Raw genomic sequence first — 26,119 nt, forward strand, 5'->3', positions numbered from 1 at the left:
ATTGATGACAAGCAAAGATGCTTTGTATTACTGGTATATCAACATTCAGGAAGTTTTTTAAACCATTCGCATTTAGCGTCAAACACCAAAAAGCGCTGAACAGCGGAGCGCTATGCTCTGCTATTCAGCGCTTTCAGATTAAGATGCATGTATTTTCCCTGATAGTTTGCCCTCACTTGGTCGTCTGCCGCTTAATCAAGTGGGTGCCGACAACCGTCTTACACGGGTCGGCATCTGGTCGCCGCAAGCGTTTAATCATCATTTCCACGGCTGCGTGGGCCATCTCGTCGGTTGCTACGTGGACGGCCGACATGCTTGGGTAAACGTACTTCACTAAAGCAGTATCGTTGAAACTAATTAGGGCCAGCCGCTGGGGAACCGCGATTTTGGCTTCCTGGACGGCTTTCAGTGCCCCCACTGCCATCGGATCATTGGCGATAAAAATTCCGTGAGGCAAGCAGTCGCCAAGACGGTCAATCGCCTGTTTCATTGCCTGATAGCCAGACATCGAGGTGTAGTCGCCGGCTAACATAAATTCTTCATGAAACAGGCCCCGTTGGCGGAGGTCACTCTCAAAGTAGAAGCGACGCAGGTCCGGCACGATTTCGTTATCCGTCGTCGTTTCCGTCCCCGCCAGCATCCCAATGTCTTTGATCCCCTCATTAAGGAATTCACCAATCACCGAACGCACGGCATTTTCAAAATCAGGCACCAAGCAGTCATAGCCAGCCGCTAGACTGTCATAGTCGACAAAAACGATATTCTTCGTAACCAGCCGCAGTTTTTCGACCTGCGAATTGCTAAACTTACCGATGGCGATAATACCCGTCACGTCCTGGGGAATATCTTCCATGTTGTTCTGGTAAATAGGCACCGTCTGCAGGCCTCGCTGCTGGGCTGACCGCTCGATTTCCATCCGGATTGCCATGTAGTAGAGGTCATCGAGCTCCTGGGTTAGCGAATACCACTGGATCACGGCAATCTTTTGGACCTGGTTGCTTTGCGGCCGCTTGTGCTTGGTATAGTTAAACTGTTCCGCGGTTTCAATCACCCGTTGCCGCGTCTTTTCGTTTACTGAAAGGGTCGTGTCATTATTAAGGATCCGCGATACCGTAGCGATTGATACCCCTGCTTTATTCGCAATGTCTCGTAACGTTACTGCCATCCTTAACTACTCCTTTCAGTTACTCCTTACAGTTGGTTTACAAAGCGTTCCCAACCAGCCTGACCAGCCGCGTCGTCCTTGAAGACCCCGGCGTTTTCCAGGACATTAGCGAAGATATTGGCTAGTTCCTGTTCCAGCACTTCGTCAACGTTGTCCTTGGTGATTTCCAGACGGTCTTGCACTTCTTTGGCCCACGGCAGGTGGCTGTCCGCAATCTTGTTTTCCTGGCCCAGCCAGAACTTCTTAACTTCCGCCAGCTCATCCTTGAGCCGGGCCGGCAGAATTGCCCGCCCCATCACTTCGATCAAACCGATATTTTCTTTTTTGATGTGCCACAGCTTTTCGTGCGGGTGGAAAATGCCCAGCGGATACTGGTCGTTCGTGTTGTTGTCCCGCAAAACAAGGTCAAGGACATAGCTGTCACCGTCGCGGTGCATAATCGGCGTTACGGTGTGGTGACGGGTGTCGCCATCGAAAGCCTTGATATTCAAGCTTTCGTCGCTGTAATGGTCCCAAACGTCAATGATGTGGGTCCCCAGGTCAATCAGCTGGGTCGCGTCGGCACTGGTCAGACGGATATCGCTCATCGGCCAGTTAACGATCCCCGCTTCGACCGCTGGGTACTCAGCAAAGTGCAGCGGCTTCTTAATCGTCGCCTTCATCATCGGAAAGACGTGCCGACCACCCTGGTAGTGTTCGTGAGCCAGCATCGAACCGCCGACGATTGGCAAGTCCGCGTTGCTGCCGACGAAGTAAGCGGGCAGCGTGTTTTCGATTTCGACCAAGTTAATCAGGGTCTGCCGGTTGATCTTCATCGGTTCGTGCTTGCCGTACAGGAAAATACAGTGTTCGTTGAAGTACGCGTATGGAGAATACTGGAAGCCCCACTGTTTGCCGCCAATCATCATCCGGATAATCCGGTGATTGCTCCGGGCTGCTTGACCGAGCCGACCTTTGTAACCCTCGTTTTCCATGCAGAGCGCACATTGCGGGTACTTCTTCTTGGTATCATGAGCCGCCGCCGCGATGGCCTTGGGGTCCTTTTCCGGCTTGGACAGGTTAATCGTAATCTCTAAGTTACCATACTTAGTAGGCTTATCAAAGACCACGTTTTTCTTAATGGCCGCAACCTTAACGTAATCGTTGCTGGTACACAGCTTGTAGAACCAATCCGTCGCCGTTTCCGGTGACTGCTGGTACTTTTCCCAGAAAGTGCTGTTGACGACTGACGGCCGCGGGGTCATTAAGTCATAAAGCTGGTCATTGAGAATTTCGCGGGCGGTTTGGCCGTCTTCAATTTGCCCGTGCTTAACGGCCAGGTCAACCAGTTGCGCCACTAATGGCTGGTCATCCTGGGCTTCAACATCTTCGTCGCCGACCAGGGCCCGAATCTTGTTCAGCACATAAATCCGGTCCAGCGGTTCGTAGGCCCCGCTGGCAATTACCTTATCAGCATACTCTTCCATTAACTTCATTTTCTCATTCTCCTTGCAAATGGCATTAATTACAGCTTGTGCGGGCCGTCAACAACTTCGGCATCATAGAAGCTAGCATCGTAGCCGATCTTGTCCCGGTAAATCTTGCCGACGTTCTTCTTAAAGTCTTCGGCCGCGGACTTCTTCACGATGGCAATCGCACTCCCGGCAAAGCCTCCGCCGACCATCCGGGCACCTAGGCAGCCAGGTTGTTCCCAAGCACTTTCGGCCAGGGTATCCAGTTCCTTCCCAGTGACCTCGTAGTCGTACTTCAGGGAAACATGAGAAGCGTTGATCAGGCGGCCCAGTTCTTCCAGGTCGCCCTTTTCCATCGCGTCGATGGCCCGCTTAGTTCGTTCGTTTTCACTGACCGCGTGGCGGGCCCGGCGAATCAGAGTGTCATCGTTAATCAGGTAGGTGTATTGATCGAAGGTTTCCGGATCAATTTCACCAAGTTTATTAATATCCAGTTTCTTGCTGAGGCGCTTGACTGCTTCCTGACACTCTTCCACCCGCTCGTTGTACTTGGAGCCGGCCAGGGAGTGAGTCTTGTTGGTGCTCATAATCAGGATTTCGTAGTCGCCCAGTTCCAGTGGCAGGTACTTGTATTCCAAGGTGTTGCAGTCCAGGAAGATGGCGTTATCCTTCTTCCCCATTCCAACGGCAAACTGGTCCATGATTCCGGAGTTCAGGCCGACAAAGTCATTTTCGGTCTTCTGACCCAGCTTAACCAGTTCGACCTCGTCAATGTCCAGGTCGAATTCGTCCTTCAAAATGTTTCCCATCAGCATTTCGATCGAAGCCGATGATGACAGGCCGGAACCGTATGGCAGGTAACCGTGGATGTACAGGTTGAAGCCGTGGTCAATGTTGTAGTTGCGCTCCTTGAGGTACACCAGCATCCCCTTGAAGTAGTTGACCCACTTTTCATCAGCAGCTGCCTGCGGTTGGTCATCGTTAATGTCAAAGGTAATAATCTTGCTGTTTTCTTCCTTGGCGGAGTTAGCAGAGTAAACCGCCACCGTACTGTCTTCCCGCGGCCCGTAAACACCATAGGTCCCAATACTGATGGCACACGGAAAGACGTGTCCGCCGTTATAGTCAGTATGCTCACCGATCACATTGATCCGGCCAGGTGAGAAGAAAACATCCTTGCCGTTTTCGTTAAATACCGCCTTGTATTCGTCAAGAAACTGTTGCTTATCCATCACGATAACCTCCATTGTCCAAATAAACTACATAGTAAATTTTTACTAAATATATTTTAGTATCATTTACCCCATTCGTCAATAAGCGCTTTCATTTTCATTAAATAAATGTAGTGAGCGCTTTCTAAAATATAACACAGCAAACAATGTTAAAATAGAAAAAACGAGCAAAGAGGAGACCCGTATGAAGCAGTATTCGCCAAAACAATTACTCCCGCTAGCCCAGCGAACCGGCCGGTGGGTGGTTAAAACTATCAAGGGCCAGGCAACACTATACACCACTAACCTGAGCAGCACTATCCGCTTCAATATTACCGGAGCGCTCTCCTTTGACCTGCAAACAGTCAACAACGGACACCCCGGTTTCCCCCACCAGGTCTATGCATGGCGCTATGACCAGCAGCCCTGGCAACGTTTCCAGGTACAAGATTCCCCGGTCAGCTTACAGCTTCCAGACCGCCACCGCCACCTGGTTGAAATCATGACAGCGGGTAACAGCGACTTTGATGAGGTTTGGACGGGCCAGGAGGGTTTTGCTATTAACGGCATTGCTGTTAACGGCGGGCAGCTAACACCAGCCGCGGAACGGCCCCTGGTTGATTTTATCGGTGATTCGATTACCGCTGGCTGCTGGGTAATGGGTAAGCACGCCGCAGTCGATTACCGTCCAGAAAGTAACTATGTCGGCATTGCCAGTGACCAGTTAGCAATTGACAGCGTCCGCATCGCCTACTCCGCCGCTGGCGTTCTCCGGCCCGGTACCGGCGGCGTCCCAACTGTGAAGGACTTCCTGGGGTCGATTGACAACGTCACTCCTTGGAAAACCAACCAGCCCCGGGTGGTAGTAGTGAACTTAGGGGTTAATGACCGCCGCTTTGCCAGCGACCAGTTCACCCGCGCTTACGACCAGTTTCTAGAGCAAGTCGCAACCACTTTTCCGGGCAGCAAAGTCCTGGTCCTAACGCCATTTAGTCAGACGTTTCAAAGCCAAATCAGCCAGCTGGCCGCGCGCCACCAATTCCAGCTGGTGAATACCACCGGCTGGTGTCAGGACTTCACTGATGGGCTCCACCCCAACCAGAACGGCTCTTCGACGGCAGCTCACCACCTTGTCCCGGTACTAAAAGCAGCACTAGCTGAATCAAGGAGGGTACACCCATGACACAACAACGATTACTTCCGATTAAGCATGGTTATAACTTTCGCGACCTTGGCGGCTACCAAACCAGCGATGGGCATACTGTTAAGTGGCACCGTCTGATTCGTTCCGGCGCCCTTAACAACCTTGACGAACAAGATCAGGAAGCCCTCGTGGCAATCCCGGTTACCGTTGACATTGATTTGCGGTCGAAACCAGAAATCACCGCCGCGCCTGACCGGGTGCCCCGCACTGCCAAGTACTACCACCTCCCTGTCTTCAGCATCGACGTTACCAATACCTCTCGCAGTGACGAGGAAGTCGCCCGAGAAATGCAGGAAGTAGGTAATGGCTACCGGCATATGCAGCTGGAATACCGCAACATGGTACAGTTAGCCAGCGCCCAGCAAGCCTACCAAGAGCTGTTTCAGCTACTATTAAGCAATCAATCTGGGGCAACCCTCTTCCACTGCACAGCCGGGAAGGACCGGACCGGTTTTGGCGCCTACCTGCTTTTGACCGCCCTTGGTGTTCCACGTGAAACCATCCTCCAAGATTACCTGCTAACAAACGATGTCACCGCCGCTTTTCGACGCCGGTGGGTTGCCCAGCTGCGGGCCAGTACCGCTGAGCTGGGCAATCGGGACGCCGTTATCAAGAACCGTAGTGATATGATGGCAGTCTTTCCTGGTTACCTGAGCACAGCCATTGAAACTGTTAACCGCTTGGCTGGCAGCCCGACACAGTACCTGACCGACTGCCTGGGGCTGACCCGCGGTGACTTAGCAGACTTGCGGCGTTTATATTTAGACTAGGAAAGGTTATAATGATGAACATAAGGAGGATGTGCGTATGCATGTTTCAGTTCCATTGGAAAACGGCTTACTAGCGGATGAATACGGCAAATATGCTCCGGCCAGCGCAATGCTAGCGGACCATCCCATCAAGTCGTTTCCCATCAGTATTAGCGATGCCCCCGCGGCTACCAAGTCATTTGCCCTTGTCTTTGTCGACTTTGACTCCACACCAGTCTGCGGTTTTACCTGGATTCACTGGCTAGCAGCTAACATTCCAGCAACAATGACAACTATTCCGGCCAATGCCAGCCGCGAGTTAGCCGACCAGTTTGTTCAAGGAAAAAACAGTAACGCTGGTCGACTTGTCAACGGTGATCCCCGGATCAGCAGCGGCTACGTAGGGCCCCAGCCGCCTGACAAGGCCCATGACTACACCCTGACCGTATACGCCCTCGATACAGACCTGCCCCTCGCTGATGGATACTGGCTAAACGACTTTATTCATCAAAGTGCGGGCCACGTACTGGCAAAAGCTAAAGCAACCTTACCAAGCCGCGCCTAAAGGAAGTGATAACAGATGAAAACAAGAATCTTTTTTAATCCTGGCGACTCAATCGCCAACATCCATGACTACAACGAAGCCGTCCGCAAAGGACAGATTTTTAAGCGGGAACGCCAGAGCGATGATTTAGTTATCGCCAAGGGCCCCGACGATGAAGAATACGCTATTTTCTACGCCAAGGACGCCTTACCGGCTGACCACCAAAAGTCGCAGCCATATGACGTTAAGGATAAGCTGTAATTTAAGAAACGCTCCCCAATTAACTGAACATTGGAGAGCGTTTCTTTTAATGTTTGAACTAGCAAAGAATTACTTTGCTCATCGGATTGAACGGCATCACTAAGCAATCACGTGGTGTCGTGAGTAGGCAATGTAAATGACCCCGCCGAAAACCAGCCAAGCAATGTAGGCCAACCAGGCTTCTTTCGAAATTGTTATTAGCAGGGCTATACAAATCGTCATTGCCAACAGCGGAACTACCTTTCCACCCGGCACAACAAACGGCCTTGCTAAGTGCGGATACTGTTTCCTTAGCAAAATCACCATCAGAGAAACTAGAAAGAACACTATCAGCGAACCAACATTCGCTATTAATGCCAAGTAATGAAGGTCAAATTCTCCGGCAAGGGCAGCCGCTAAACAGCCGTTTAACAAGATGGCTCGGTTAGGACTACCACTGCGCTCATTGAGCTTCGACCAAGAAGCTGGCAGGAACCCGCCCCGGCTCATTGCCTTCATAATATTCGAGCCCGCATAGATAAAGGCGTAAACGACCGCAATGATTCCTAAAATAGCTCCTGCTGAAACAACTTGAGCAACCAGCTTATGCCCACGAGTAATCAAAACATAGGACATCGCCTCTGAGACGGCCAGCTTTGGATACTTAACTACGCCCGTCATTACCAACCCCACAATTATATACAGTGTGGTCGAGATTACTAGCGAGTAAACGATTGCTCGCGGGATAGAGTGTTGGACATCCTGGGCGTCTTCTGCCGATGTTGCTAGCGCGTCAAAGCCGAGGAAGGAGAAAAAGACTGCTCCTGCACCAGTCATTACTCCTTGGGCACCGTATGGGAAGTATGGCCGCCAATTAACTGGATTCACATCCCGAATACTAACCACAATGAAGAGTAATATCACAATTAATTTGACACAGACCAGGCAGTCGTTAACAAACTTGCTCTGCCCAGTTCCTTGCATTAAGAGCAACGTAATCAGCAGCACCATTATCACTGCTGGTAAATTGACCAGTCCACCGTTGCCCGCTGGTACGAGGAGGCTACTTGGCAGGTGAACATTCAGTTCATATAGGAAGGACTTAACATAGCCCGTCCACCCGTTAGCCACGGTCGCGGTTGTCGCGACATAGACCCCCAGTAAGGTCCAGCCAGTAAAGAAGGCAGGCAGCCGGCCAATTGAAACCCAAGTATAGATATACGCCCCACCAGAATTCGGGATACTCGTTGTTAATTCCGCGTAGCACAAGCCAATCAAACAACTGGCCGTCGCGGCAATCAAGAAGGAGAGTGTCACGGCCGGGCCAGCATCCTGGGCAGCCACAATTCCTGTTAATACTAGGATTCCGGTCCCAATAATCGCCCCGACACCTAGAATCGTTAGATCAAACAGGCCGAGGGTTCGATCTTTTTCAGCCTTTGCTGCATTTTGCAGAACCAGGCTTGGCTCAATTCGGTGGCTACCCAATTAAATCATCCAGGGGAGTATATGTTAACTTCAGGCTATCGGCCACCGCCTTAGAAGTTAGGTTCCCATCATATGTGTTGACGCCAGTTGCGATTTCGTGGTCACTTTTAGCAGCCGCCGCGATTCCCAGGTTGGCGATTTTCAGTGCCGGACCGGTCGTCGCGCTGGTCAGTGCTTCCGTCGCAGTCTTTGGTACTGCTCCCGGAATGTTAGCAACCGTATAGTGAATTACCCCGTGCGAGACGTAAACCGGGTCGTCGTGAGTGGTAGCATGAGTAGTTGTTTCAAAGATCCCGCCCTGGTCGATTGGCACATCGACGATCACTGAACCATCTTCCATCTTGTCAATCGTTTCTGTCGTTACCAGGGTTGGCGCCTTCGCACCGGGAATCAAAACAGCCCCGATTGCCAGGTCAGCTTTTTCAACCGCCGCCGCGATATTATGTGGTGTCGACATCAAGGTCTGAACTTTACCGTCAAAAAGATTATCAATGTATTCTAGCCGGGATGCATTGATGTCTAAAATGGTTACCTGGGCCCCCAGCCCTACTGCAATCTTCGCAGCATTGAAGCCAACGGTTCCCGCACCGATCACGGTTACTTTTCCCCGGGCTACTCCGGTCGTTCCAGCCAGCAGACGTCCTTTTCCGCCATGGGGTTCTTCTAAGAAGTGAGTTCCGACTTGGACCGACATCCGGCCAGCGATTTCACTCATTGGTGCTAACAGCGGAAGACCACCGTTGCGCCCGACCATCGTTTCATAGGCAACTCCCACTACGCCTTTTTCTAGCATTGCCGCCGTTAATTGCGGATCAGCAGCTAAATGAAGGTAAGTATAGATAATCATTCCGGGACGGAAGTAGTGATATTCTGCTTCTAGCGGTTCCTTGACCTTGATTACCATCTCGGCCTGCCATGCTTCATCAGCTGAGCCAATTTGGGCTCCTACCGCGGTGTAATCTGCATCAGTAAAGCCGCTGCCAGTTCCAGCTTTATGTTCCACAATTACTTCGTGGCCTGCAGAAATCAGACTGGCGACCATGCTTGGTGTAGCACCGACACGTTCTTCTTGGTTCTTGATTTCCTTTGGAATACCGATTAACATAACTAAGATGCTCCTTTCATTTGGCGCCTCCCTTATGCTCATATTTAAAATAATATAATTATCGTAGTTTCACAAGCCCGGTTTTTGTGAAGAACTAATATAAAAGCATTTTCCTACCTATTTAAATGTGTAACAGCACTTATTTCACAAACTAATGTCTTGTGAATTTTCAGGTAGTTGCTGCGAGCTATTTTGCGCTTGTCATTCATTCACTAACAGGACAATTAACCACAATTCGTCTTAAAATATAACAGTTCTACCAAAATAATTCTTTATCAACAAACAGAGCGTGGGCCAGCTACCGCACCCTGTTACACTTTTACCTTTAAAATAGCGAAGAGGCTGAGGTTTTCCCCAGCCTCCTTTTATTTAACGCTAGTTTTCTTTCCTACCGTCCGCCGACAATCTTGGCAGTCTCTTCTTCCAAGCGCGTAATCAATGCGTCGGCATTCTCCCGAAAATCCGCGATAAAGCTCGTCCCTTGGGGGGCAAGCTTACCGACTTGTTTTCCCATAATGTCTGTCACCGTCAAGTTATCACCGGCCCAGTGAACATCATCGTAATGTCCTTCCAAGGCTTCATCAAACAATGCTTGCAAAATGTCTTGGACGGCCTGGTGAATAACCTCGTCTTCACTGACCTGTTCACCATGGAGGCGGCGCTGCGCCACCTGCATAACCACATCATCCATGCTTTGGGGGATTTCAACACTCATTCGTTGACTTCCTTTCTATTTTCGCCGCTTCTTCCGCCGGGCTTTTTTGCTAAACTTAATGCCGCGCGGTGCCCGCCGTGGAGCTGGTGCCGCGGTCGAAGCTGCCTGCTGACGGGCTAAGCGTTGCTGGCGTTTTACCAATTGTTGGTGTTCGTACTCGCTCCAGGGGTTCAGGAGCGTGCGCATGAAGCCCGCTACTTCCGCGCGGTGATCGTCCATCCACTTCTCTGCTGTCTGCACGTCATCAGTGTCGATCCCGTTACTCCGAATAAAGGACAGCATTAACTGGGTTTCCCGCTCCTGCCGAGTTAAACTAGCCAGCATATCTTGTGACGGCTGCATCTTCGCAATTGCCTTTAAGCCAATCCGGTACTGGTCCAGGTCAATTTGCTCCGTCCGCTTCAGGTAGTCAAACAGCGCCTGCGCGGTCGGGACAATGTTTTTGATCTGCTTCGGGGTGATTTCCGGGTCTAGCGGCATCATCATTCCCAGCACTTGCTGCAAGTCGTTGAATGCCCAACTGCCGGGGTATTGATGAACTTCTTGCGCCATCAGCTGGATAAACTGGCTAACCAGGTACTGGCGACTAGCACCGTCTAGTAATTGATTTTGAAACTCTGGCGCCAGTGCAGCGGCTTCCCTTGCCTGCTTAATAAAAGCGGCCAGTTGTTCCTTTGACCACGGCGTAGCGGCTGCTTGGTCATCGTTATTTTCTGCCGGCTGGGACGGCGTGGCAGTTGCTTGAACGTCCTGCGTCCCGTGTAATTGTGCCCAAGTCTGGTGGGCCTTCCGGCAGGCGTTCATATTAACCCGCTGGTCATCGATTACCTGAATCAGCTCCTGGTAGTTTGCCGGCTTAATGAAAGCGACATACGCCTTTAACACGGGCGCCACGGCAATCCCAAACTGGTTGGTCAGCGCGGGATCAGCGATAAAGTCACCCACCATTACTTCTTTGACCGCCTGGGGAGTCCACGCGGTGTCGGCCAGGTGCTGTTCCTCCAACATATGCTGAGTAAAGCGGGTCAAGATATCTTGCGCGTGCTTTTGCTGGTTAGCAGATAGCTGATGATACGTGGACGAAGCAAGGAACTCTTTAACCTTTCCTTCTCGTTCGTTCATTCTTCACTACTCCTCCGTCATAAATTGAATTTTCCTTTCTATCATATCATAATTAAAAAATAAAGAAGTAGCGGGGGAAGTCAAATGCAGAAAAAGAAGATTCAAGAAGCAATGAAACACGTTTATTTTCAAAAGATGACGAAGGCGGGCTACCAGGAAATTGAAGATGAGATTGCCCGCCTACAGGCCCAGCGGCCCGCTAAAATTGAGCAGCTAAAGGCGGCACGTGCCCTTGGCGACCTTTCAGAAAACACGGAGTACAGTACGGCCAAGCGGGAACTGCGGCACCTGGAGAGCCGGCTCCGCTACCTCAACAAGCAGCTCCAGTATTCGGAGATTATTGCACCGACCGACGCCAGTACGGTTGACCTGGGTACGCGAGTGACGATCCGGTTTGAAGATGATCACGACGTGGTCACCTACCAAATCGTCGGCAAGCAAGAAGCTGACCTGGCAAAACAAAAAGTCGCTTTCGACTCCCCGCTTGGCCAAGCACTAATGCACCAGGCCGCAGGAACTAGGGTCACAGTCCAGGCACCACAAGCAACTTACCAGGTTACCATCATTAAGATTGAACTGTAAAAAACCTCTGCTAACTATGTGAACCTTACACATTAAGTTAACAGAGGTTTTATCATCCTCGCGGCTGGTGCCTATTCGACTGTAATCATAAAGCCAGCTGGGGCTAGTTGCTGCTCATGAACCCCCTGGCTCAAAAGCACCCGACCCTTAGCTGTGACAGCAACTGGTGCGTTCGTGGTGTTGAAAAGTCCCGTCAGCACTTGATCGGCGTCCTTTCGACAAACTCCGACCAAACCGTTTGGCAAAACCCGAAAGGCAATTGTCCCGCCCGCAAGCAGGTGAGCATAATCTTTGCGCAAGGCAACGAGCTTCTTAAAGTCCGCAAACATTTCCTGGGCCGTCGCATCCGGCTTCCAGTTCATTGGCTTCCGGCAGTCGGGGTCGTTTTCGCCGTCCATCCCATACTCGGTCCCGTAATAAATCGACGGCGTCCCGGGTTGCAAGAAAGTAAAGGCAAAGGTCTGCTTAACCAGGTCGCGGTTATCGTGGGCCAGGGTCATAATTCTGGCCGTGTCATGGGAATCGAGGACGTTAAACATCATCTGGTTCGTCTGGTCACGGTACTTCATTAGCTGGTTGCTGAGTTGGTCAACCAGCTGGTCCGCCCGGAGCCGATGGTTGATGAAGTGGTCCAAAATCGCGCCAGTATAACTGTAATTCATAACCCCGCTGAACTCATCCCCGTTCAGCCAAGCCTGCGAAGTGTGCCAAATTTCACCCAAGATGTAGAAGTCCGGCTTGAGGGCCGTGGTCTCCTGGTAGAAGCTCTTCCAGAAGTGGTGGTCAATTTCATTCGCCACATCTAGCCGCCAGGCATCAATATCAAACTCTTTGATCCAGTATTTCGCAATCCCTAACAGGTACTCCTGCACCTCTGGGTTGGCGGTATTGAGTTTCGGCATGTGGGGATTGTAGTCAAAAGTATCGTAGCTGGCGTCGGGCGTAAATTCAAAGTTTTTCGTCGGCGTATAGGTTGCTGGAAATTGATTTACGTGGAACCAACCGGCGTACTTTGAGTTCTGGCCATTCTTGAGGACATCCTGCCACTGCGGCGACTTATCCCCAATGTGGTTAAAGACCGCGTCAAGCATCACCTTAATCCCCCGCTTGTGGGCCTGGTTAACCACTTTCTTAAACAGTGCGGCATCGCCAAAATGGGGGTCGATCTGGTAGTAGTCTTCGGTATCGTACTTATGATTAGACGGCGCTTTAAACAGCGGGTTAAAGTAAATCCCGTTGACCCCCAGTTCTTGCAGGTGGTCGAGGTGGTCCAGAACCCCCTGCAAGTCACCACCGTAGAAGTCCTGGCGCTCCGGATGGTCACTGGCATTCCACGCCTTGGTCCCGACCGGATCGTTAGTTTGATCCCCATTGGCAAACCGTTCCGGGAAGATCTGGTACCAAACCGTGTTTTTCACCCATTCTGGGGCATGGAACATATCGATCTCCTGGAAGAACGGCATCCGAAAGTAGGTGTTTAACTCATCCAATGCGGCGTGGTCGTCCGGTTGGATATAGCCGCGATCGGTATAAACTGTCCGCGTCCCGTCAGCACCCGTAATGTCAAAGGCATACGCCAACCGTTTCTTGGGTTCAGTCACCGCCAGCTGCCAGTAATCATACAGGTCATCTGATAAGATCTTCTTCATCGGCGTCGGCGTTAGGTAAAATGGCGGCTTGATCCCAGCCAGACTGCGGAGGCTATAAGGGTCACCGTGCATCAGCCCCACGGTTTTGACATCGTTTTTGGCCGTGCGGAGGCGAATGTGCATCGTCTGTGGGTCATAGAGGTAGGCCATTTCGCTTTCCGGCCGGTGGTAGATAGCAGCGAAATTCATTAGTCAATATCCCCCTTTTCGACCGAGGTTTCCTTGACAACGTAAACCGCAAACGCACCGATCAGGGCTAATACAGCGGCAACGGCCAGCATATATGGCATATAGTTGCCGAGCAGCGGGTAAAGGGCAAAGGAGCAAACAGAAGCTACAATCTGTGGGAAGCAGATCCAGCAGTTGAATAATCCCATGTAGGTACCATCGTGTTTACCGTCCAGGGCATTGGTCAGAATAGTAAATGGAATCGAGTTGATGGTAACCCAGCACATCCCGATGCCGATAAAGGCAACAAAGGACAAGAACTTAGTAGGCGCAACGGACAGGCCCCAGAAGCCCAGCGCCCCTAAAAGCATCCCGAAAGCATAAGCCGGCTTCCGAATCTTATCGTTTAGTTTTTGCAAAACCAGACCATAAATGATGGCAACCCCGACCTCAACGGCAGATAGAACACCAAACCAGTTACCGGCCGCCTGATAAGCCGCACTAGTAGCATCTGTGGTGTGCCAAATGTTTTGGGCAACCGTCCCGGTACCATAGGTCCACAAGTATTGGAAACCAGTCCAGGAGAAAAATTCAACAATGCCCAGCGTCCAGAAAACCTTTGGCGCGCGCTTAATAATCGTGAAGAAGTTTTCGCTAATGTCAGAGTTTTCGTCTAAACCGTGGTATTTAGCATAAGTTGCCGGGTCGTATTCATCAACCTTCCAAATGGTAAACACGGACGAAACAACCAGGATTGCAGCACCGAGGTAGAATGACCACTTGACTGATTCTGGCAACTCACCCTTGGCAGCGATATTTTTAACCCCGATCCAGGTCAGGAAGAATGGGAAGAGGTCGGCAGCCACAGAACCGATGTTTCCCCAAATCGTCTGCCATGACCATGCCTGGTCCTTTTGTTCATCGTTTACCATGTCGGAAATCATCATCTTAAATGGTTGCATCGACATGTTAGAGGACAGGTCCATAAACAGGATCGCAACGGCACCAAACCAGAGTGCGGTCGAAGTCTTAAAGCCAAATGAACCAGAGTTTGGCAATAGGCACATCACAATAACGGCCACAACTGTCCCTAAAATCAGGTACGGCAGCCGCCGACCAATCTTCGGGATCCAGGTCCGGTCGGAGAAGTAGCCGACCAGCGGCTGAACTATCATTCCGGCAAGGGGCGGCAAGATGAAGAACCAGCCTAGTTTGGTTGGATCAGCGCCCAGTGTCTGGAAAATCCGTCCCATATTGGCGCTCTGCAAGGCAAAGGCCATTGAAGTTCCGAGGTTCCCAAACGTCATCAGCATTAATACTGAAAACGCCAGGGATGGTAAGTGTTTGTTTAGCTTTTTCTCGCTCATACTAGTAGTACCCCCATCAGCAATATATAATGATTACGCTTACATAATACAACTGTTTGATTGTTTGTGCAACCGCTTGCACATTTTTATTCCGTGATGGGTTATTTTTAAAAGTCATGGTCGCTTTGGCGTTGCTAACCCTTTCTAAAATATTTATTTTTTTAAGCAGCAAGGGCCCGCCCATGCTCTGGTTCTCTGTTTAAAAATCAGGCACCGAACCATGCTTGGCCAAGCATAGTTCGGTGCTCCACTGATTATCCAATTTTACTTATAGACTTCAAACTGCGGCCGCTTGCCATTAACAATTGCGACCACGTCATCCAGGCCCATGGCGACCATGTTCTTCATCGCCGTATCCGTGTAAAAGGCACTGTGTGGGGAAATCAAGACGTTCGGCATGGCCCGCAAGGTCTTGTAGTCCTCTGGAATCTCTTCTGGCGTGGCCTGCTTTTCAAAGAACTGGCCCTCATCAGCCAGGGTATCCAGCGCGGCCCCGGCAATTTCCTGACTTTGCAGGGCCGCAATCAGGTCGGCAGCGTTTACGATCCCGCCCCGGGCCATGTTAATCAGGTAGGCCGTCTTCTTCATTTTCTTAAAGGTGGCACTGTTAAAGAGGTTAGCGGTCGATTCATTTAACGGCGTGTGAATTGTCACAATATCCGCCGTCTGCAAAAGCGTTTCGAGGTCGGTGTATTCCAGGTAGGGATTTAATTCGACCCGGTGAATCGGGTCTACCGCGATCACCTTAGCCCCTAATGCAGAGTATAACTGAGCCGTGGCACCCCCAATGTGCCCAGCACCGATAATGCCGACAGTCAAGTTGTAGATTTCGGTACTTTCCAGTCCTGCCCAGCGGAAGTCCAAATTGTCCATTCGCTTGTCGTAATAGCCTAACTTGCGGACCAGGCGCAGAGCCTGGGTTAAGCCCATCTCAGCAATGGCCCGGGGCGAGTAAGCCGGGACATTGGTGACCGTCAAGTCATACTTCTTTGCCAGGTCAAAGTCGATCATGTCGTAGCCCACCATCCGGGCGGTCAGCTGCTTAATGCCATACTCGTGCAATTTCTGGTAAACTACCGGTTCCAGTGATTGGGTCTGTTGGAAGTCAATGCCATCAAAGCCCTTTGCCCATTCGACGGTGTTCGCATCCAAGCGTTCGGCGACGCACTTGACCTCAACCCCAGTTTTTGCGGACCATTCCTGAATATACTTCTTTTCTGGTTCCAGGACCGCATACATCAGAATTTTCATTATGGACACCTCCTTACCAATTCAATTGCTTCATCTTCGCCACTGCTTCTTTGAGCGTCGCCAGTGGTTGGGTCGCAGCAATCCGCACAAAGCCCTCACCGCACTTGCCAAACGCTAACCCTGGTACCACCAGGATTCCCGCCTTCTTGAGCAGCTGGTCGGCAAAGTCAACGGAATTCAAGCCGGTCTTGCGAATGTCGGCGAAGACGTAGATACTCCCCTGAACCGGACTGACGGACAGCCAGTCAACCTGCGGCAGCTCCTTCTGCAGGTAATCTAACCGTTCTTGGAAGGCTTGCACAATCGGTGCGACCAGCTCGTCATGGTGTTGAAGTCCATACAGGGCCCCCACCTGTGAAAGCGTCGGTGCCGAAAAGGTAACCGCATCGTTAACGTCATTGGCCGCCGCTACCAGCCAATCCGGTCCCACCAGGTAGCCGATTCGCCAGCCAGTCATGGCAAAACTCTTTGACATCCCGCTGATGATGACAGTATTGTCTGGTGCATATTTGGCAACCGGCGTAAAGATCTGTCCGGGCATGACGTAATCAGAGTAGATCTCGTCGCTAAGAATCAGCAGGTTCTTTTCAACCGCCAGCTTGGCCAATGCCTGGGCTTCCTCAGTCGTCATCACGTTCCCAGACGGGTTGTTCGGGGTATTGACAATGATTGCCTTGGTCTTTGGCGTGACCTTCTTGGCAATTTCCTGGGCGTCAATCTTGAAGCCCTGGTCTGGCTTGCCATCGACTATTACCGGGGTGCCGCCGGCCAGCTTGACCTGCTCAAGGTACGGTGAGAAGCACGGTTCGGGAATAATCACCTCATCGCCTGGATCCAGCAGTGCTTCCAAAGCAACAAACAGCGCGTGTTCGGCACCGACGGTAACCAGCACTTGCTGGGGAGCAAAATGGAGCTGGTACTTATTCTGATAAAAATCACAAATCGCCTGACGCAGTTCGGGCAATCCCTCAGCAGCTGTATAATGGGTCATCCCCGCCTTTGCTTTAGCAAACGCCGCCTCGATAATCGGCTCTGGTGTCGTAAAATTAGGATCACCGACTGACAAGTCAATCACGTTGTCCATCTTCGCCGCCAGCGCACACACGTCTGCCAAGATATTGGCGGCCGGCTGCTGGTAAGCCTTGCTTAAAATCGAACTATCCATTTTGCATCCTCCGTTTCATTTCACAGAACTCTCATTACCCCTAGTATAGTGAGTTTATATTCAAAAGTCCACATATTTATGCAAAATCAATGCATATCAATTGAATACTTATAAAGCTGAAATGCGGTAAAATTAACGTACGAAAGGATGATGCGCAATGGCCAAAATTTTTATGGTCGAGGATAACCCTACAATGGTTGCTGCCATTAGCACCGAACTTAATAAGTGGCAGCACCAGGTAGCAACTGTCAATGACTGGCAAGCAATTGCCGATGAAATCGCCATGGCCCAACCAGATTTAATACTCTTTGGCCTCACCCTGCCGAGCTTTGATGGTTTCTACTGGATTCAGGAGGTTCGTAAGACCTGCCAGGCGCCAATTATCGTCATCTCGGCCGCAGACATTGACAGCAACGTGATGCACGCCGTTGCAGCCGGAGCAGATGACTACCTGATGAAGCCCTTTTCGCTGACGGTCCTATTAGCTAAAATCCAGGCACAGTTGCGCCGCCATACCACCGACCAGCGGGAGAGCCAGGTGCACTGGGGCAACAATCAGCTGAACCCGCTCACGGGCCAGCTGCGAAGCCCCCAGGGAACCGTCCAACTTCCCCCCCCCACCGAAAGTGCCCTCTTGCAGGTGCTGGTTCACCACCTTGGTCAAACCGTAACCAAGGAGCAGCTTTTAGAGTGGCTCTGGCAAGGTGGCAAGTACCTGAACGAGAACACGTTAAGCGTTAACGTCAGCCGGCTGCGAACCAAACTATCCTCGGTCGGCCTTGACCAGACTATCAGAACGGAACGGGGCGTTGGCTACCGGATGGTGGATGACCATGAATAATTCTTTTTGGCGGCTCTGGCTGTGGTCCCAGTTCCCACTACTCAGCAGCTACGCTCTCCTCACCGGTTTAGTTGCCCTGCTCTGCTACCTGTACCGACTTCCGCTAATAGTCTTCATTGACCTCCTCCGTTTCAGTTTGCCGCTGCTCATCATCTGGCTAATTGCTACGATTCTGCTGGCAAAGCATCGGCAGGTCCTGCTTGCGCGTCAGTTGCCACAGGCTGATTTTCAACCACACTCGCCTGTCGAGGAGCGGTTAGCAACTATGCTTACCAAATCTCAGCACAGCTCCCGACAGATTCTTCAAGCGGTCCGGCAAAAACAACAGGAGCAAAACGACCACCGGGACCTGTTCGCCCACGAAATTAAGAACCACCTTGCAATTTTGCGGGCTCAGGCCGAGGAGCAGCCCCAAGTGCCCAGCAAACAAGTCCGGGCCGCGATACCTCGACCTGCTCCTCAGCGGTGAACGCTTGGCGATAACTAGCCATGATTTTAACTTTCAGTGGTTACCACTCGCCAAGTTGACGGCGACCATTGTTCAAGAAAATGCTGCACTCTTTATCAACAAGCAGCTTGTCCCCGAGATCAGCATTCCCGCAAATTTGCGCTTGCTAACCGACCAAAAATGGCTTCATTTCTGTATCAACCAGCTTCTGACCAATGCTATTAAGTACGCAGAACCAGGCTCCGTTATTAAACTGGTTTGGCAAACGGATTGTTTAACGATCTGTGACACCGGGCTGCCCATCAGCAGTACCGACCAGCCCCGCATCTTCGAAAGCGGCTTTACGGGACAAAATGGCCACCAAACTACCAAGTCGACGGGGATGGGGCTATACTTTGTCAAACAGGTCACCGACCAGCTCAATTTTAGCGTCCGGGTCTTCTCACCGAACGACCACAGCACGGTCGCTGAGCTGATTTTCCCTCCCGATAACATCAGCTGATTCTTACAAAACTGTAAGGTTCTGTACGCTCCTGTAAGTAGGAAACGCCACGGGGCCTTTTTATAATGGAGTTAATCAAGAAAAGGGAGGACCAGATTATGGCCTTATTATATCTAAACCACGTCCAAAAAACATTCGACGCCGACACTAACCACCAGGTCGCCGCGCTAAAGGACGTTAACTTTAGCGTTGACCAGGGAGAGTACGTTGCCATCATGGGTGAATCGGGGGCCGGAAAGAGTACCCTGCTCAACATTATTGCGACCTTGGATAAAGCCACGAACGGTTCCGCTGTTTTAAACGGACAAGACCTCGGTGAGCTAGGCAAAGACGATGCGGAACGGTTCCGCCGTGAACACCTCGGCTTTGTCTTCCAACGGTTTAACCTCCTTGATAGTTTAAGCAACCGGGACAACATCTACCTCCCGCTAGTACTAGCTAAGACGAAGCCAGCGGAAATGGAACGCCGAATTAAGCCCCTGGCGAGCCGTCTGCGAATCGCGCCAATTATCGACCATTACCCAGCAGAGGCCTCTGGTGGACAGCAGCAGCGGGTGGCGATTGCCCGGGCCCTAATCACCAACCCCGACCTGCTCCTAGCCGATGAGCCCACCGGTGCGCTGGATTCCAATACCAGTCAGGAAATTCTGCGCCTCTTTGACGAGGTGAACTAGAATGGGCAAACCATTATTATGGTTACCCACAGCGCGGCCGCGGCCAGCCACGCCAAGCGCATGCTGTTTATCAAGGATGGCCGGATCTACCATGAACTGTTCCGTGGTGACCAAAGCTTGAAACAATATCAGGACCAAATTAGCAACACAATGATTACCTTGACGAACGGGGGTGAATAGCCATGCTGTTCATTCAACTCCTTAATTCCAGCTTCAAGCGCAACTTGCGGGTGTACGGCTCCTACCTGCTTGCCACCAGCATGATCGTTGCCATCAATTATATCTTTGCCGCAATCAGCGCTAACCAAAGTTTGAAAAGCCTGGGCACTGGTGCCGTTACCGGGTCGCTCTTAAAGCTGGGGAGCACCTTCATTATCCTGGTGACCGCGGCCTTTCTCCTTTACGTCAACCGTTTCCTTTGGCAGCAACACAGCCAGGAAATCGGCCTATACAGTATGCTGGGAATGACCAGCAAAACCTTTCCCTCCTTACCGTGCTGGAGAAGTGCTATTTGCTGGTGATCAGCCTCGTCGCCGGATTAGTTACCGGTGTAATCTTCGAAAAGCTCGCCTTCCTCGGCCTGAACCGCCTCCTTGAAATCGGCAAACTCCACCAGCCCTGGGCCGTCCCGGGGGCGCTGGTTAAAACCGCTGGCTTGATTGCCTACTTTTTCTTCATCCTGATGGCTATCGACCTAGTTAAAATCCACTTCATGAAGCCGACTAGCCTATGGCACGCTAGCGCAATGGTCCCCAAGCACCACGGGACCATGTTCAGCCTCGCTGGCGGCCTGGGAATTGCCATGCTGGCCGGTGCGTATTACATCACATTGACCACCAAGCCAAAAATTACCGCGCTGAACCACTTTATGTTAGCAGTAATCCTGGTTGTCATCGGTACCTACCTCCTCTTCATTGCCGGCAGTGTCCTCTTCCTGAATTGGCTCCGGCACCAATCGGGCTTCTATTACCAGCCACGGCACTTCATCGCGATTTCTGGAATGCGGCAGCGGATGGAGCAAAACGGCGCGGCCTTGGCGACAATTTGCCTTTTATGTACCGCGGTCCTGGTTATTCTCTTCACCGCTTTGACCCTTTATACCGGAATCCAGAATACCGTCCATTCCTATACCCCTACGGACATGACAATCGTTACCAACCAGCCCTTGTCAAGCGCGCAGCGCCAAGTGATTAAGCATACGGCTGCGGACCACCACGCCAAGCTCAGCCAGCTCACCTCTTACCAGGCAACTACTGCTCAATTTGGCTACTGGAAAGGCCAGCGATTCGTCAACCAGGGAGCACTAAGCAAGATGAATACGGACACTTCCAGCGCCCTTATCCTGGTCAATGCCAATACCTACCAGCGGCTCACTGGCAGCCACGCGAACCTAACCGCCAAGCAAGCACTGCTTTATTCCCCAGCTAAACCGCGTTCAGGAAGGTTAACGGTTAATGGCCAAATATACCAAACTAAGGCCATCCACCGGCTCAGCTTTGCCTTTAACCCGGACCACTCGATCTACACACCAGCCTTTATGGTGGCCAGGGGCTTCCAACGATGTCCGTAACGAGCTTTAATTACCAGCTAGCCGGCAACAAGAAGCGGCTTGCCTTTGAAACCGCCCTCCAGCAAAATCTGGGCCTGCCAAACTCGCAGGTTACCGGCCAAACGACCATCACCGCCCTCCTCAAACAGATGTATGGCGGCCTCGTATTTGTTGGTATTTTAATCAGTCTGGCGCTGGGAATCACTACCACCATCGTCATTTACTTCAAGCAAATTTCGGAGGGTTACGCTGACCAGCAACGCTTTACCACTATGCAGCAAGTCGGCCTCAGCGAGCGTGAAACGACTAAGAGCATCCACAGTCAGGTGCTAATGGTCTTTATGCTGCCAATTATTGGCGCAATCGTCAACCTGCTCTTTGCCCTTCCAGCAATCCGTCAAATCATGATCCAGCTTAGCTTTTACAACCAAAAAGCCATGGTCATCATTGCCGGAACGATAACCCTCGCACTCTTAGCCATCTACTTAGTAATATACGGTTTAACGACCAGAATCTATCACCAAATTGTCGAAAAAAGATAGTTTAAACGTAAAAACGACGCCAGATCTGTTCCATCTAGCGTCGTTTCCTAGTTACAGCACCGGTGACAGCAGGCGGGAGAAGTATTGTTTAAACTTCCGCCAGTTCGACTGCTGGGCAAAATATTCTGGCGTCAGCAGGGTGCTATCCTGAATGTCATCTTCAAAAATATGCTTGAGCTGGGTGGTCAGCGCCTCATTGTAGCAAAACGCATTGGCCTCCCAATTCAGTCGGTAGCTCCGGTAATCCTGGTTCGCCGAGCCGACCGATGAGAGGTTCTCGCCACTGACCACCATTTTAGCGTGCAAAAAGCCGTGATTGTACTTATAAACCTTGACCCCGTTATCAACCAAGTATTTGGCGTAGTACTCTGTTGCCCGGTACACAAAGGGGTGGTCGGGCATACAAGGGATCATCACCCGGACGTCAATTCCGCTACGGGCCGCGATAATCAAGGATTCCAAGATTGGTTCACCAGGAATCAAGTACGGCGTTTGAATATACACGTATTGCCGCGCCGAGCTGATGATTGATTCATAGGCCCGCCGGATGGCAAAGTTATCATTATCCGGTCCTGAGGAGACAATCTGCATTGCTACATCCTGACCAGGGTCACTTGGCCGCTCGATTTCCAGGTCCGCCAGCATTTTATCCAGGTCAACCCGTTCCTTCTTCGTCTTCCGGCAGGTCGTATTCCAGTCCATCCCGAAGCGGGCAGTCAGCGCAATTACCGCTTGGCCCGCAACCCGCAGGTGGGTATCCCGCCAGTAGCCAAATTTGGGATCCTCACCGAGGTACTGGTCCCCAATGTTAAAGCCCCCGATATAGCCGAGCTTGCCATCAATCGCCACAATTTTGCGGTGCAGGTGGTAGTTCAGCCGGGGTGTCGATAGTCGCTTGTTTGACTTGGAATTAAAGGGCTGCGCCTCGCCCCCTAATTCCTCCAGGTGAGCAAAGAACTTATAAGTGGTCCCATGCGACCCGCTGAGGTCGTAGAGGACCTTAACCGTCACTCCCCGTTCGGCAGCCCGTTCTAAAGCCGCTAGGACCCGGTGACCAAGTTCATCCGCGTAGAAAGTATAAAATTCAACATAAATGTGGTCCTGAGCGTGGTCAAAATCCCGAATCATCTCGGAAAACAATTTTTGACCATCAATAAAAACCCGGACCCGGTTGTTAAAGGTCACAATCGCGTCATCCAGGCTTGACGATAGGCTTACCAACTGCCGCGCCCGGGCAAGCCGACCGCTTTGCAAGAGGAGCTGGTGTTTCTCCAGCAGTGCCTCTTGCCGGGCAATTAACCGCTCCCGGAAGCTTTCCTGCTCACTCCGAATGCTAAAAATATCCTCATTTGATATTTTACGACCGACAAATAGGTAGGCGATAAAACCGATCACTGGAAAGACCGATAGCACCAACAACCATGCCCACGTCGACGCGATGTCGCGCCGGGTCCGAAAGACGGTCCAGACCGCAAAGGCAATGTTGATTAGCCACAGCACTTCAATCACGCGCCGGACAATGTCCCATGTCCAAACTATGTTCATCTTGCTCTCCTCTTAAATTAAATTTTCTTAATTATACCATTCATCATTCCCTTCGTTGCCCAAACAAAAAATCTCCGAATCAGCTGACCCAGAGATTTTTGCTGCTTTAATTTTGCCCTAAAATAATGACGGCAAGGAAGTAAAGAAGGTAATCAGGCCGAAAATGATTGCCGGGAAGTTGGCCCAGAACACAGCCCAGTCCCGCTCGCGCTTGAAGTAAGCGTAGATGCACCATAACAGACCGTTGATTGCGGCTACCAGCGGCTGGAGGGGCGCACCGTAGCTGCCGTGCAAGTTATTAATGATTTGTGGAATGTAGGAAACATACATACAAATCGCAATTACCGTCGCAATCTTACTTAAAATACTAATAAATTTAGTCTCTTTCATGATCTCATGTCCTCTTCAATTCTATCTGTGCGTTATTCAGTGGCCGCCTTTAATGCCAGGGCAAAGTCACCAATGGTAGCAGATCCGTTGTTCTTCGCTAACGGCATGGTAATGTATTCATCAACGTTGCCAACGTCAACATAGTTATTCAACAGTTTCTTGAATTCACGCCGCACCTTCTTCAGGAATTCTTCGCTGACGACCCCGCCACCGAAGATGAGTTGCCCAGGCCGGAACATCAGGGTTGCGTCCAGAGCTGCTTGGGCCACGTAGTAAGCCATGATGTCCCAGACGTGGTCGGTCAGCGGTACGTCCTTCCCCTTCTTACCGGTCCGGGCTTCAAAGGTTGGTCCACTGACCAAGCCTTCCAGGCAGTCGCCGTGGAATGGGCAAATTCCCTTGAAGTCCAGGTCGTCAGGGTGCCGTTTCAGCCGGATGTGACCCATTTCTGGGTGTCCCAGTTCACCGACAAATTTCCCGTCGATGACTGCTCCAGCACCGCAACCCGTCCCAATCGTGTAGTAGACGAGGGAGTTGATCCGTTTGTTGAAAAGGGTCGACAGTACGTATTCACCGTATGCTGATCCGTTAACATCCGTGGTCCAGGCAATCGGAATGTTGAAGTGCTTCTTGAGTGGGCCGACAAAGTCAGTGTCCGCCCATCCCTTCTTTGGGGTGTTGGTAATGTAACCATACTTTGGCGAACTCTTCCGAATTTCAATTGGACCAAATGAGGCGATCCCGATAGCTGACAGGTCATCCTTATACTGGTCAAAGAATTCGATGCACTTCTGCAGGGTTTCTTCTGGGGTGGTGGTTGGGATGTGGACCGAGTCCTGAATTTGGTAGTTGATATTACCGACTGCACAAACAAACTTGGTTCCACCAGCTTCAATACTTCCTAGTACCATGTTCAGTTCCTCCTTAATCCTAGTTGTTCTTTTCCATTTCAGCGCGGAGCTGCTTGCCGACTTCTTCGTAACCCGGCTTGCCCAGCAGGCCAAACATGTTGGTCTTGTAGGCTTCCACCCCTGGTTGGTTGAATGGGTTGATCCCGTTCAGGTAACCGGAAATCCCCATGGCCACCTCAAAGAAGTAGATCAGGTAGCCCAGCGTGTATTCATTTTCTTCTGGGATGTGAACGGTCATTACTGGTACGCCACCAGCCGTGTGGGCAGCCACTACAGCTTCGTAGGCCTTGGTGTTGGCGAAGTCCATCGTCTTCCCTTCCAGGTAGCCGAGGCCGTCAAGGTTATCTTCTTCGCTTGGGATCTCCACGTCGAAGTTTGGCTTGTCGAGCTTCACAACGGTTTCCATCAGGAAGCGGCGTCCTTCTTGGATGTATTGACCAAGTGAGTGGAGGTCGGTCGTGAAGTTAGCACTGGATGGGTAAATGCCCTTCTGGTCCTTCCCTTCGGATTCACCGGCCAGCTGCTTCCACCATTCGGCGAACATCCGCATGTTGGGCTCGTAGTTTTCCAGGAGTTCAGTCTCGTAGCCCTTCCGGTAGAGGATGTTCCGGTAGGCGGCGTACTGGTAAGCCTCGTTCTTGGACAGGTCTGGGTTAACGTAGTCCTGTTCCGCCTGGGCCGCACCAGCCATCAGTTGGTCAATGTCGGCACCAGAAGCGGCGATTGGCAGGAGGCCAACCGGGCAGAGGACGGAGTAACGGCCACCGACCCCATCAGGAATGACGAAGGATTCGTAACCGTTGGCGTCGGCCTCGGTCTTCAACGCCCCCTTGGCCTTGTCGGTCGTGGCGTAAATCCGCTTGTTAGCTTCTTCCAGACCGTACTTTTCAATCAGCTTCTTCTTGAAAATCCGGAAGGCAATGGACGGTTCGGTCGTCGTCCCGGACTTGGAAACGACATTGACGGAGAAGTCCTTGTCACCAATCAGTTCCAGCAGGTCGTGAACGTAGGTCGAGCTGAGGGAGTTCCCGGCAAAGATGACCAGTGGGTACTTCCGGTCTTTGGCGTCCTGCGCCTGATAAAAAGTGTTGTGGAGGAAGTCGATTGCCATCTGAGCACCGAGGTAGGAGCCCCCGATTCCGATGACAACTAAGATGTCGGAGTCGGACTGGATCTTCTTGGCGGCTTGCTTGATCCGCTCAAATTCATCCTTATCGTACTCGCTTGGAAGGTGGAGCCAGTCGCGGTAGGCGGCCCCGGCACCGGTCCCGTTGCGGAGTTCATCATCTGCGGCCTTGACCATTGCCTGCATCTCGCCGAGTTCGTTGTCATGAACAAATTGTTTCAAGCCTTGTGTATCAAATGAAAGATGTGCCATAAACTGCTCTCTTCTTTCTCAATTACTATTCTCGCTCCTTGATGAAGCGGTTACTTTTCTTAACGGTTTATATGATAGCGCTTACTATTTTATATGTCAACCGGTTGACATTAACTTTTTTAGAGAATAAGATATGGGAAAAGCAGTTAATATAGTGCTCTTA

23 protein-coding genes and 2 pseudogenes are annotated in these 26,119 nt (G+C 51.3%); 10 read left to right on the forward strand and 15 right to left on the reverse strand.

Translation table 11 applies throughout. The features are described 5' to 3' along the window. Nucleotides 1-172: 172 nt before the first annotated feature. The 3 genes from N4599_RS06065 to N4599_RS06075 are packed head-to-tail and all read right to left on the reverse strand — an operon-like array spanning nt 173 to nt 3,848. Nucleotides 173-1,165 carry a LacI family DNA-binding transcriptional regulator gene (locus tag N4599_RS06065; protein ID WP_260898447.1) on the reverse strand — a complete coding sequence of 331 codons (993 nt, stop codon included), beginning with the start codon at nt 1,163-1,165 and terminating at the stop codon, nt 173-175. A 26-nt stretch (nt 1,166-1,191) separates the two neighbouring features. Further along, the gene (locus tag N4599_RS06070) at nt 1,192-2,640 is read right to left on the reverse strand and encodes a UDP-glucose--hexose-1-phosphate uridylyltransferase (protein ID WP_260898450.1); all 1,449 of its coding nucleotides are present in this window, start codon (nt 2,638-2,640) and stop codon (nt 1,192-1,194) included. A 29-nt stretch (nt 2,641-2,669) separates the two neighbouring features. Then, nucleotides 2,670-3,848: a galactokinase gene (locus N4599_RS06075; protein ID WP_194176908.1), complete on the reverse strand. Its 1,179-nt coding sequence runs from the start codon at nt 3,846-3,848 to the stop codon at nt 2,670-2,672. A 184-nt stretch (nt 3,849-4,032) separates the two neighbouring features. Between N4599_RS06075 and N4599_RS06080 the strand changes: the two genes are divergently transcribed. From N4599_RS06080 to N4599_RS06095, 4 genes are read left to right on the forward strand one after another with little or no spacing between them, the layout of a single operon-like run. After that, nucleotides 4,033-5,010: an SGNH/GDSL hydrolase family protein gene (locus N4599_RS06080; RefSeq protein WP_191363327.1), complete on the forward strand. Its 978-nt coding sequence runs from the start codon at nt 4,033-4,035 to the stop codon at nt 5,008-5,010. After that, entirely contained in the window at nt 5,007-5,801 is a 795-nt protein-coding gene (locus N4599_RS06085; RefSeq protein WP_260898453.1) for a tyrosine-protein phosphatase, read from the forward strand. The genes N4599_RS06080 and N4599_RS06085 overlap by 4 nt, the downstream gene beginning before the upstream one ends. Nucleotides 5,802-5,838: 37 nt before the next feature. Continuing rightward, nucleotides 5,839-6,345 (forward strand): YbhB/YbcL family Raf kinase inhibitor-like protein, encoded by a 507-nt coding sequence (locus tag N4599_RS06090; RefSeq protein WP_260898456.1) that lies wholly within the window; start codon nt 5,839-5,841, stop codon nt 6,343-6,345. 15 nt (nt 6,346-6,360) lie between these two features. Further along, entirely contained in the window at nt 6,361-6,585 is a 225-nt protein-coding gene (locus N4599_RS06095; protein ID WP_194176912.1) for a hypothetical protein, read from the forward strand. 99 nt (nt 6,586-6,684) lie between these two features. Here N4599_RS06095 and N4599_RS06100 read toward each other — a convergent pair whose 3' ends face one another. The 4 genes from N4599_RS06100 to N4599_RS06115 form a co-directional block, all read right to left on the reverse strand. Next, nucleotides 6,685-8,052 (reverse strand): APC family permease, encoded by a 1,368-nt coding sequence (locus N4599_RS06100; RefSeq protein WP_260898458.1) that lies wholly within the window; start codon nt 8,050-8,052, stop codon nt 6,685-6,687. Further along, nucleotides 8,045-9,157, reverse strand: a complete 1,113-nt coding sequence (gene ald / locus N4599_RS06105) for an alanine dehydrogenase (RefSeq protein WP_260898460.1) — start codon at nt 9,155-9,157, stop codon at nt 8,045-8,047. Before ald ends, N4599_RS06100 begins: the two co-directional genes overlap by 8 nt. 388 nt (nt 9,158-9,545) lie before the next feature. Beyond that, the gene (locus N4599_RS06110; RefSeq protein WP_260898463.1) at nt 9,546-9,872 is read right to left on the reverse strand and encodes a hypothetical protein; all 327 of its coding nucleotides are present in this window, start codon (nt 9,870-9,872) and stop codon (nt 9,546-9,548) included. 15 nt (nt 9,873-9,887) lie between these two features. Beyond that, on the reverse strand, nt 9,888-10,994 hold the full coding sequence (locus tag N4599_RS06115; RefSeq protein WP_191363333.1) for a hypothetical protein: 1,107 nt from the start codon (nt 10,992-10,994) through the stop codon (nt 9,888-9,890). Nucleotides 10,995-11,078: 84 nt separating this feature from the next. Between N4599_RS06115 and greA the strand changes: the two genes are divergently transcribed. Beyond that, complete coding sequence (greA, locus tag N4599_RS06120) at nt 11,079-11,576, forward strand: transcription elongation factor GreA (protein ID WP_260898467.1); 498 nt, start codon at nt 11,079-11,081, stop codon at nt 11,574-11,576. 71 nt (nt 11,577-11,647) lie between these two features. Here the strand turns inward: greA and N4599_RS06125 are convergent, their stop codons facing one another. The 4 genes from N4599_RS06125 to N4599_RS06140 all read right to left on the reverse strand — a co-directional run bounded on the left by N4599_RS06125 (nt 11,648) and on the right by N4599_RS06140 (nt 17,176). After that, nucleotides 11,648-13,414 (reverse strand): glycoside hydrolase family 13 protein, encoded by a 1,767-nt coding sequence (locus N4599_RS06125; protein ID WP_260898468.1) that lies wholly within the window; start codon nt 13,412-13,414, stop codon nt 11,648-11,650. Further along, nucleotides 13,414-14,760 carry an SLC45 family MFS transporter gene (locus tag N4599_RS06130; RefSeq protein WP_260898470.1) on the reverse strand — a complete coding sequence of 449 codons (1,347 nt, stop codon included), beginning with the start codon at nt 14,758-14,760 and terminating at the stop codon, nt 13,414-13,416. Before N4599_RS06130 ends, N4599_RS06125 begins: the two co-directional genes overlap by 1 nt. A 264-nt stretch (nt 14,761-15,024) precedes the next feature. Then, nucleotides 15,025-16,011 (reverse strand): D-2-hydroxyacid dehydrogenase, encoded by a 987-nt coding sequence (locus tag N4599_RS06135; RefSeq protein WP_260898471.1) that lies wholly within the window; start codon nt 16,009-16,011, stop codon nt 15,025-15,027. 13 nt (nt 16,012-16,024) lie between these two features. Then, nucleotides 16,025-17,176 (reverse strand): aminotransferase class I/II-fold pyridoxal phosphate-dependent enzyme, encoded by a 1,152-nt coding sequence (locus N4599_RS06140; protein ID WP_260898473.1) that lies wholly within the window; start codon nt 17,174-17,176, stop codon nt 16,025-16,027. A 157-nt stretch (nt 17,177-17,333) separates the two neighbouring features. On the opposite strand from N4599_RS06140, the gene N4599_RS06145 reads away from it, so the two are divergent. The 5 genes and pseudogenes from N4599_RS06145 to N4599_RS06165 all read left to right on the forward strand — a co-directional run bounded on the left by N4599_RS06145 (nt 17,334) and on the right by N4599_RS06165 (nt 21,732). Continuing rightward, nucleotides 17,334-18,017, forward strand: coding sequence for a response regulator transcription factor (locus N4599_RS06145; protein WP_260898475.1), 684 nt, complete (start codon nt 17,334-17,336; stop codon nt 18,015-18,017). Continuing rightward, nucleotides 18,010-18,486, forward strand: a complete 477-nt coding sequence (locus N4599_RS06150; RefSeq protein WP_260898476.1) for a hypothetical protein — start codon at nt 18,010-18,012, stop codon at nt 18,484-18,486. Before N4599_RS06145 ends, N4599_RS06150 begins: the two co-directional genes overlap by 8 nt. 4 nt (nt 18,487-18,490) lie before the next feature. After that, entirely contained in the window at nt 18,491-18,967 is a 477-nt protein-coding gene (locus N4599_RS06155) for an ATP-binding protein (RefSeq protein WP_260898478.1), read from the forward strand. A gap of 98 nt (nt 18,968-19,065) precedes the next feature. Next, nucleotides 19,066-19,821: pseudogene (locus N4599_RS06160) on the forward strand (ABC transporter ATP-binding protein). Nucleotides 19,822-19,823: 2 nt separating this feature from the next. Beyond that, nucleotides 19,824-21,732, forward strand: a pseudogene (locus N4599_RS06165) (FtsX-like permease family protein). 51 nt (nt 21,733-21,783) lie between these two features. On the opposite strand, the gene cls reads toward N4599_RS06165, so the two are convergent. From cls to N4599_RS06185, 4 genes are all read right to left on the reverse strand, one after another. Then, a complete protein-coding gene (gene cls, locus N4599_RS06170; protein ID WP_260898480.1) occupies nt 21,784-23,277 on the reverse strand; it encodes a cardiolipin synthase in 1,494 nt (497 codons plus the stop codon). Nucleotides 23,278-23,394: 117 nt separating this feature from the next. Then, nucleotides 23,395-23,667, reverse strand: coding sequence for a hypothetical protein (locus tag N4599_RS06175; protein ID WP_056984797.1), 273 nt, complete (start codon nt 23,665-23,667; stop codon nt 23,395-23,397). A gap of 32 nt (nt 23,668-23,699) precedes the next feature. Continuing rightward, nucleotides 23,700-24,578 carry a fructokinase ScrK gene (scrK, locus tag N4599_RS06180; RefSeq protein WP_260898484.1) on the reverse strand — a complete coding sequence of 293 codons (879 nt, stop codon included), beginning with the start codon at nt 24,576-24,578 and terminating at the stop codon, nt 23,700-23,702. Nucleotides 24,579-24,597: 19 nt separating this feature from the next. Then, entirely contained in the window at nt 24,598-25,956 is a 1,359-nt protein-coding gene (locus N4599_RS06185) for a glucose-6-phosphate isomerase (RefSeq protein ID WP_260898486.1), read from the reverse strand. Between the last annotated feature and the right edge of the window lie 163 nt (nt 25,957-26,119).

Origin of the sequence: Limosilactobacillus oris, assembly GCF_025311495.1 — a bacterium.
Classification (GTDB): domain Bacteria; phylum Bacillota; class Bacilli; order Lactobacillales; family Lactobacillaceae; genus Limosilactobacillus; species Limosilactobacillus oris_A.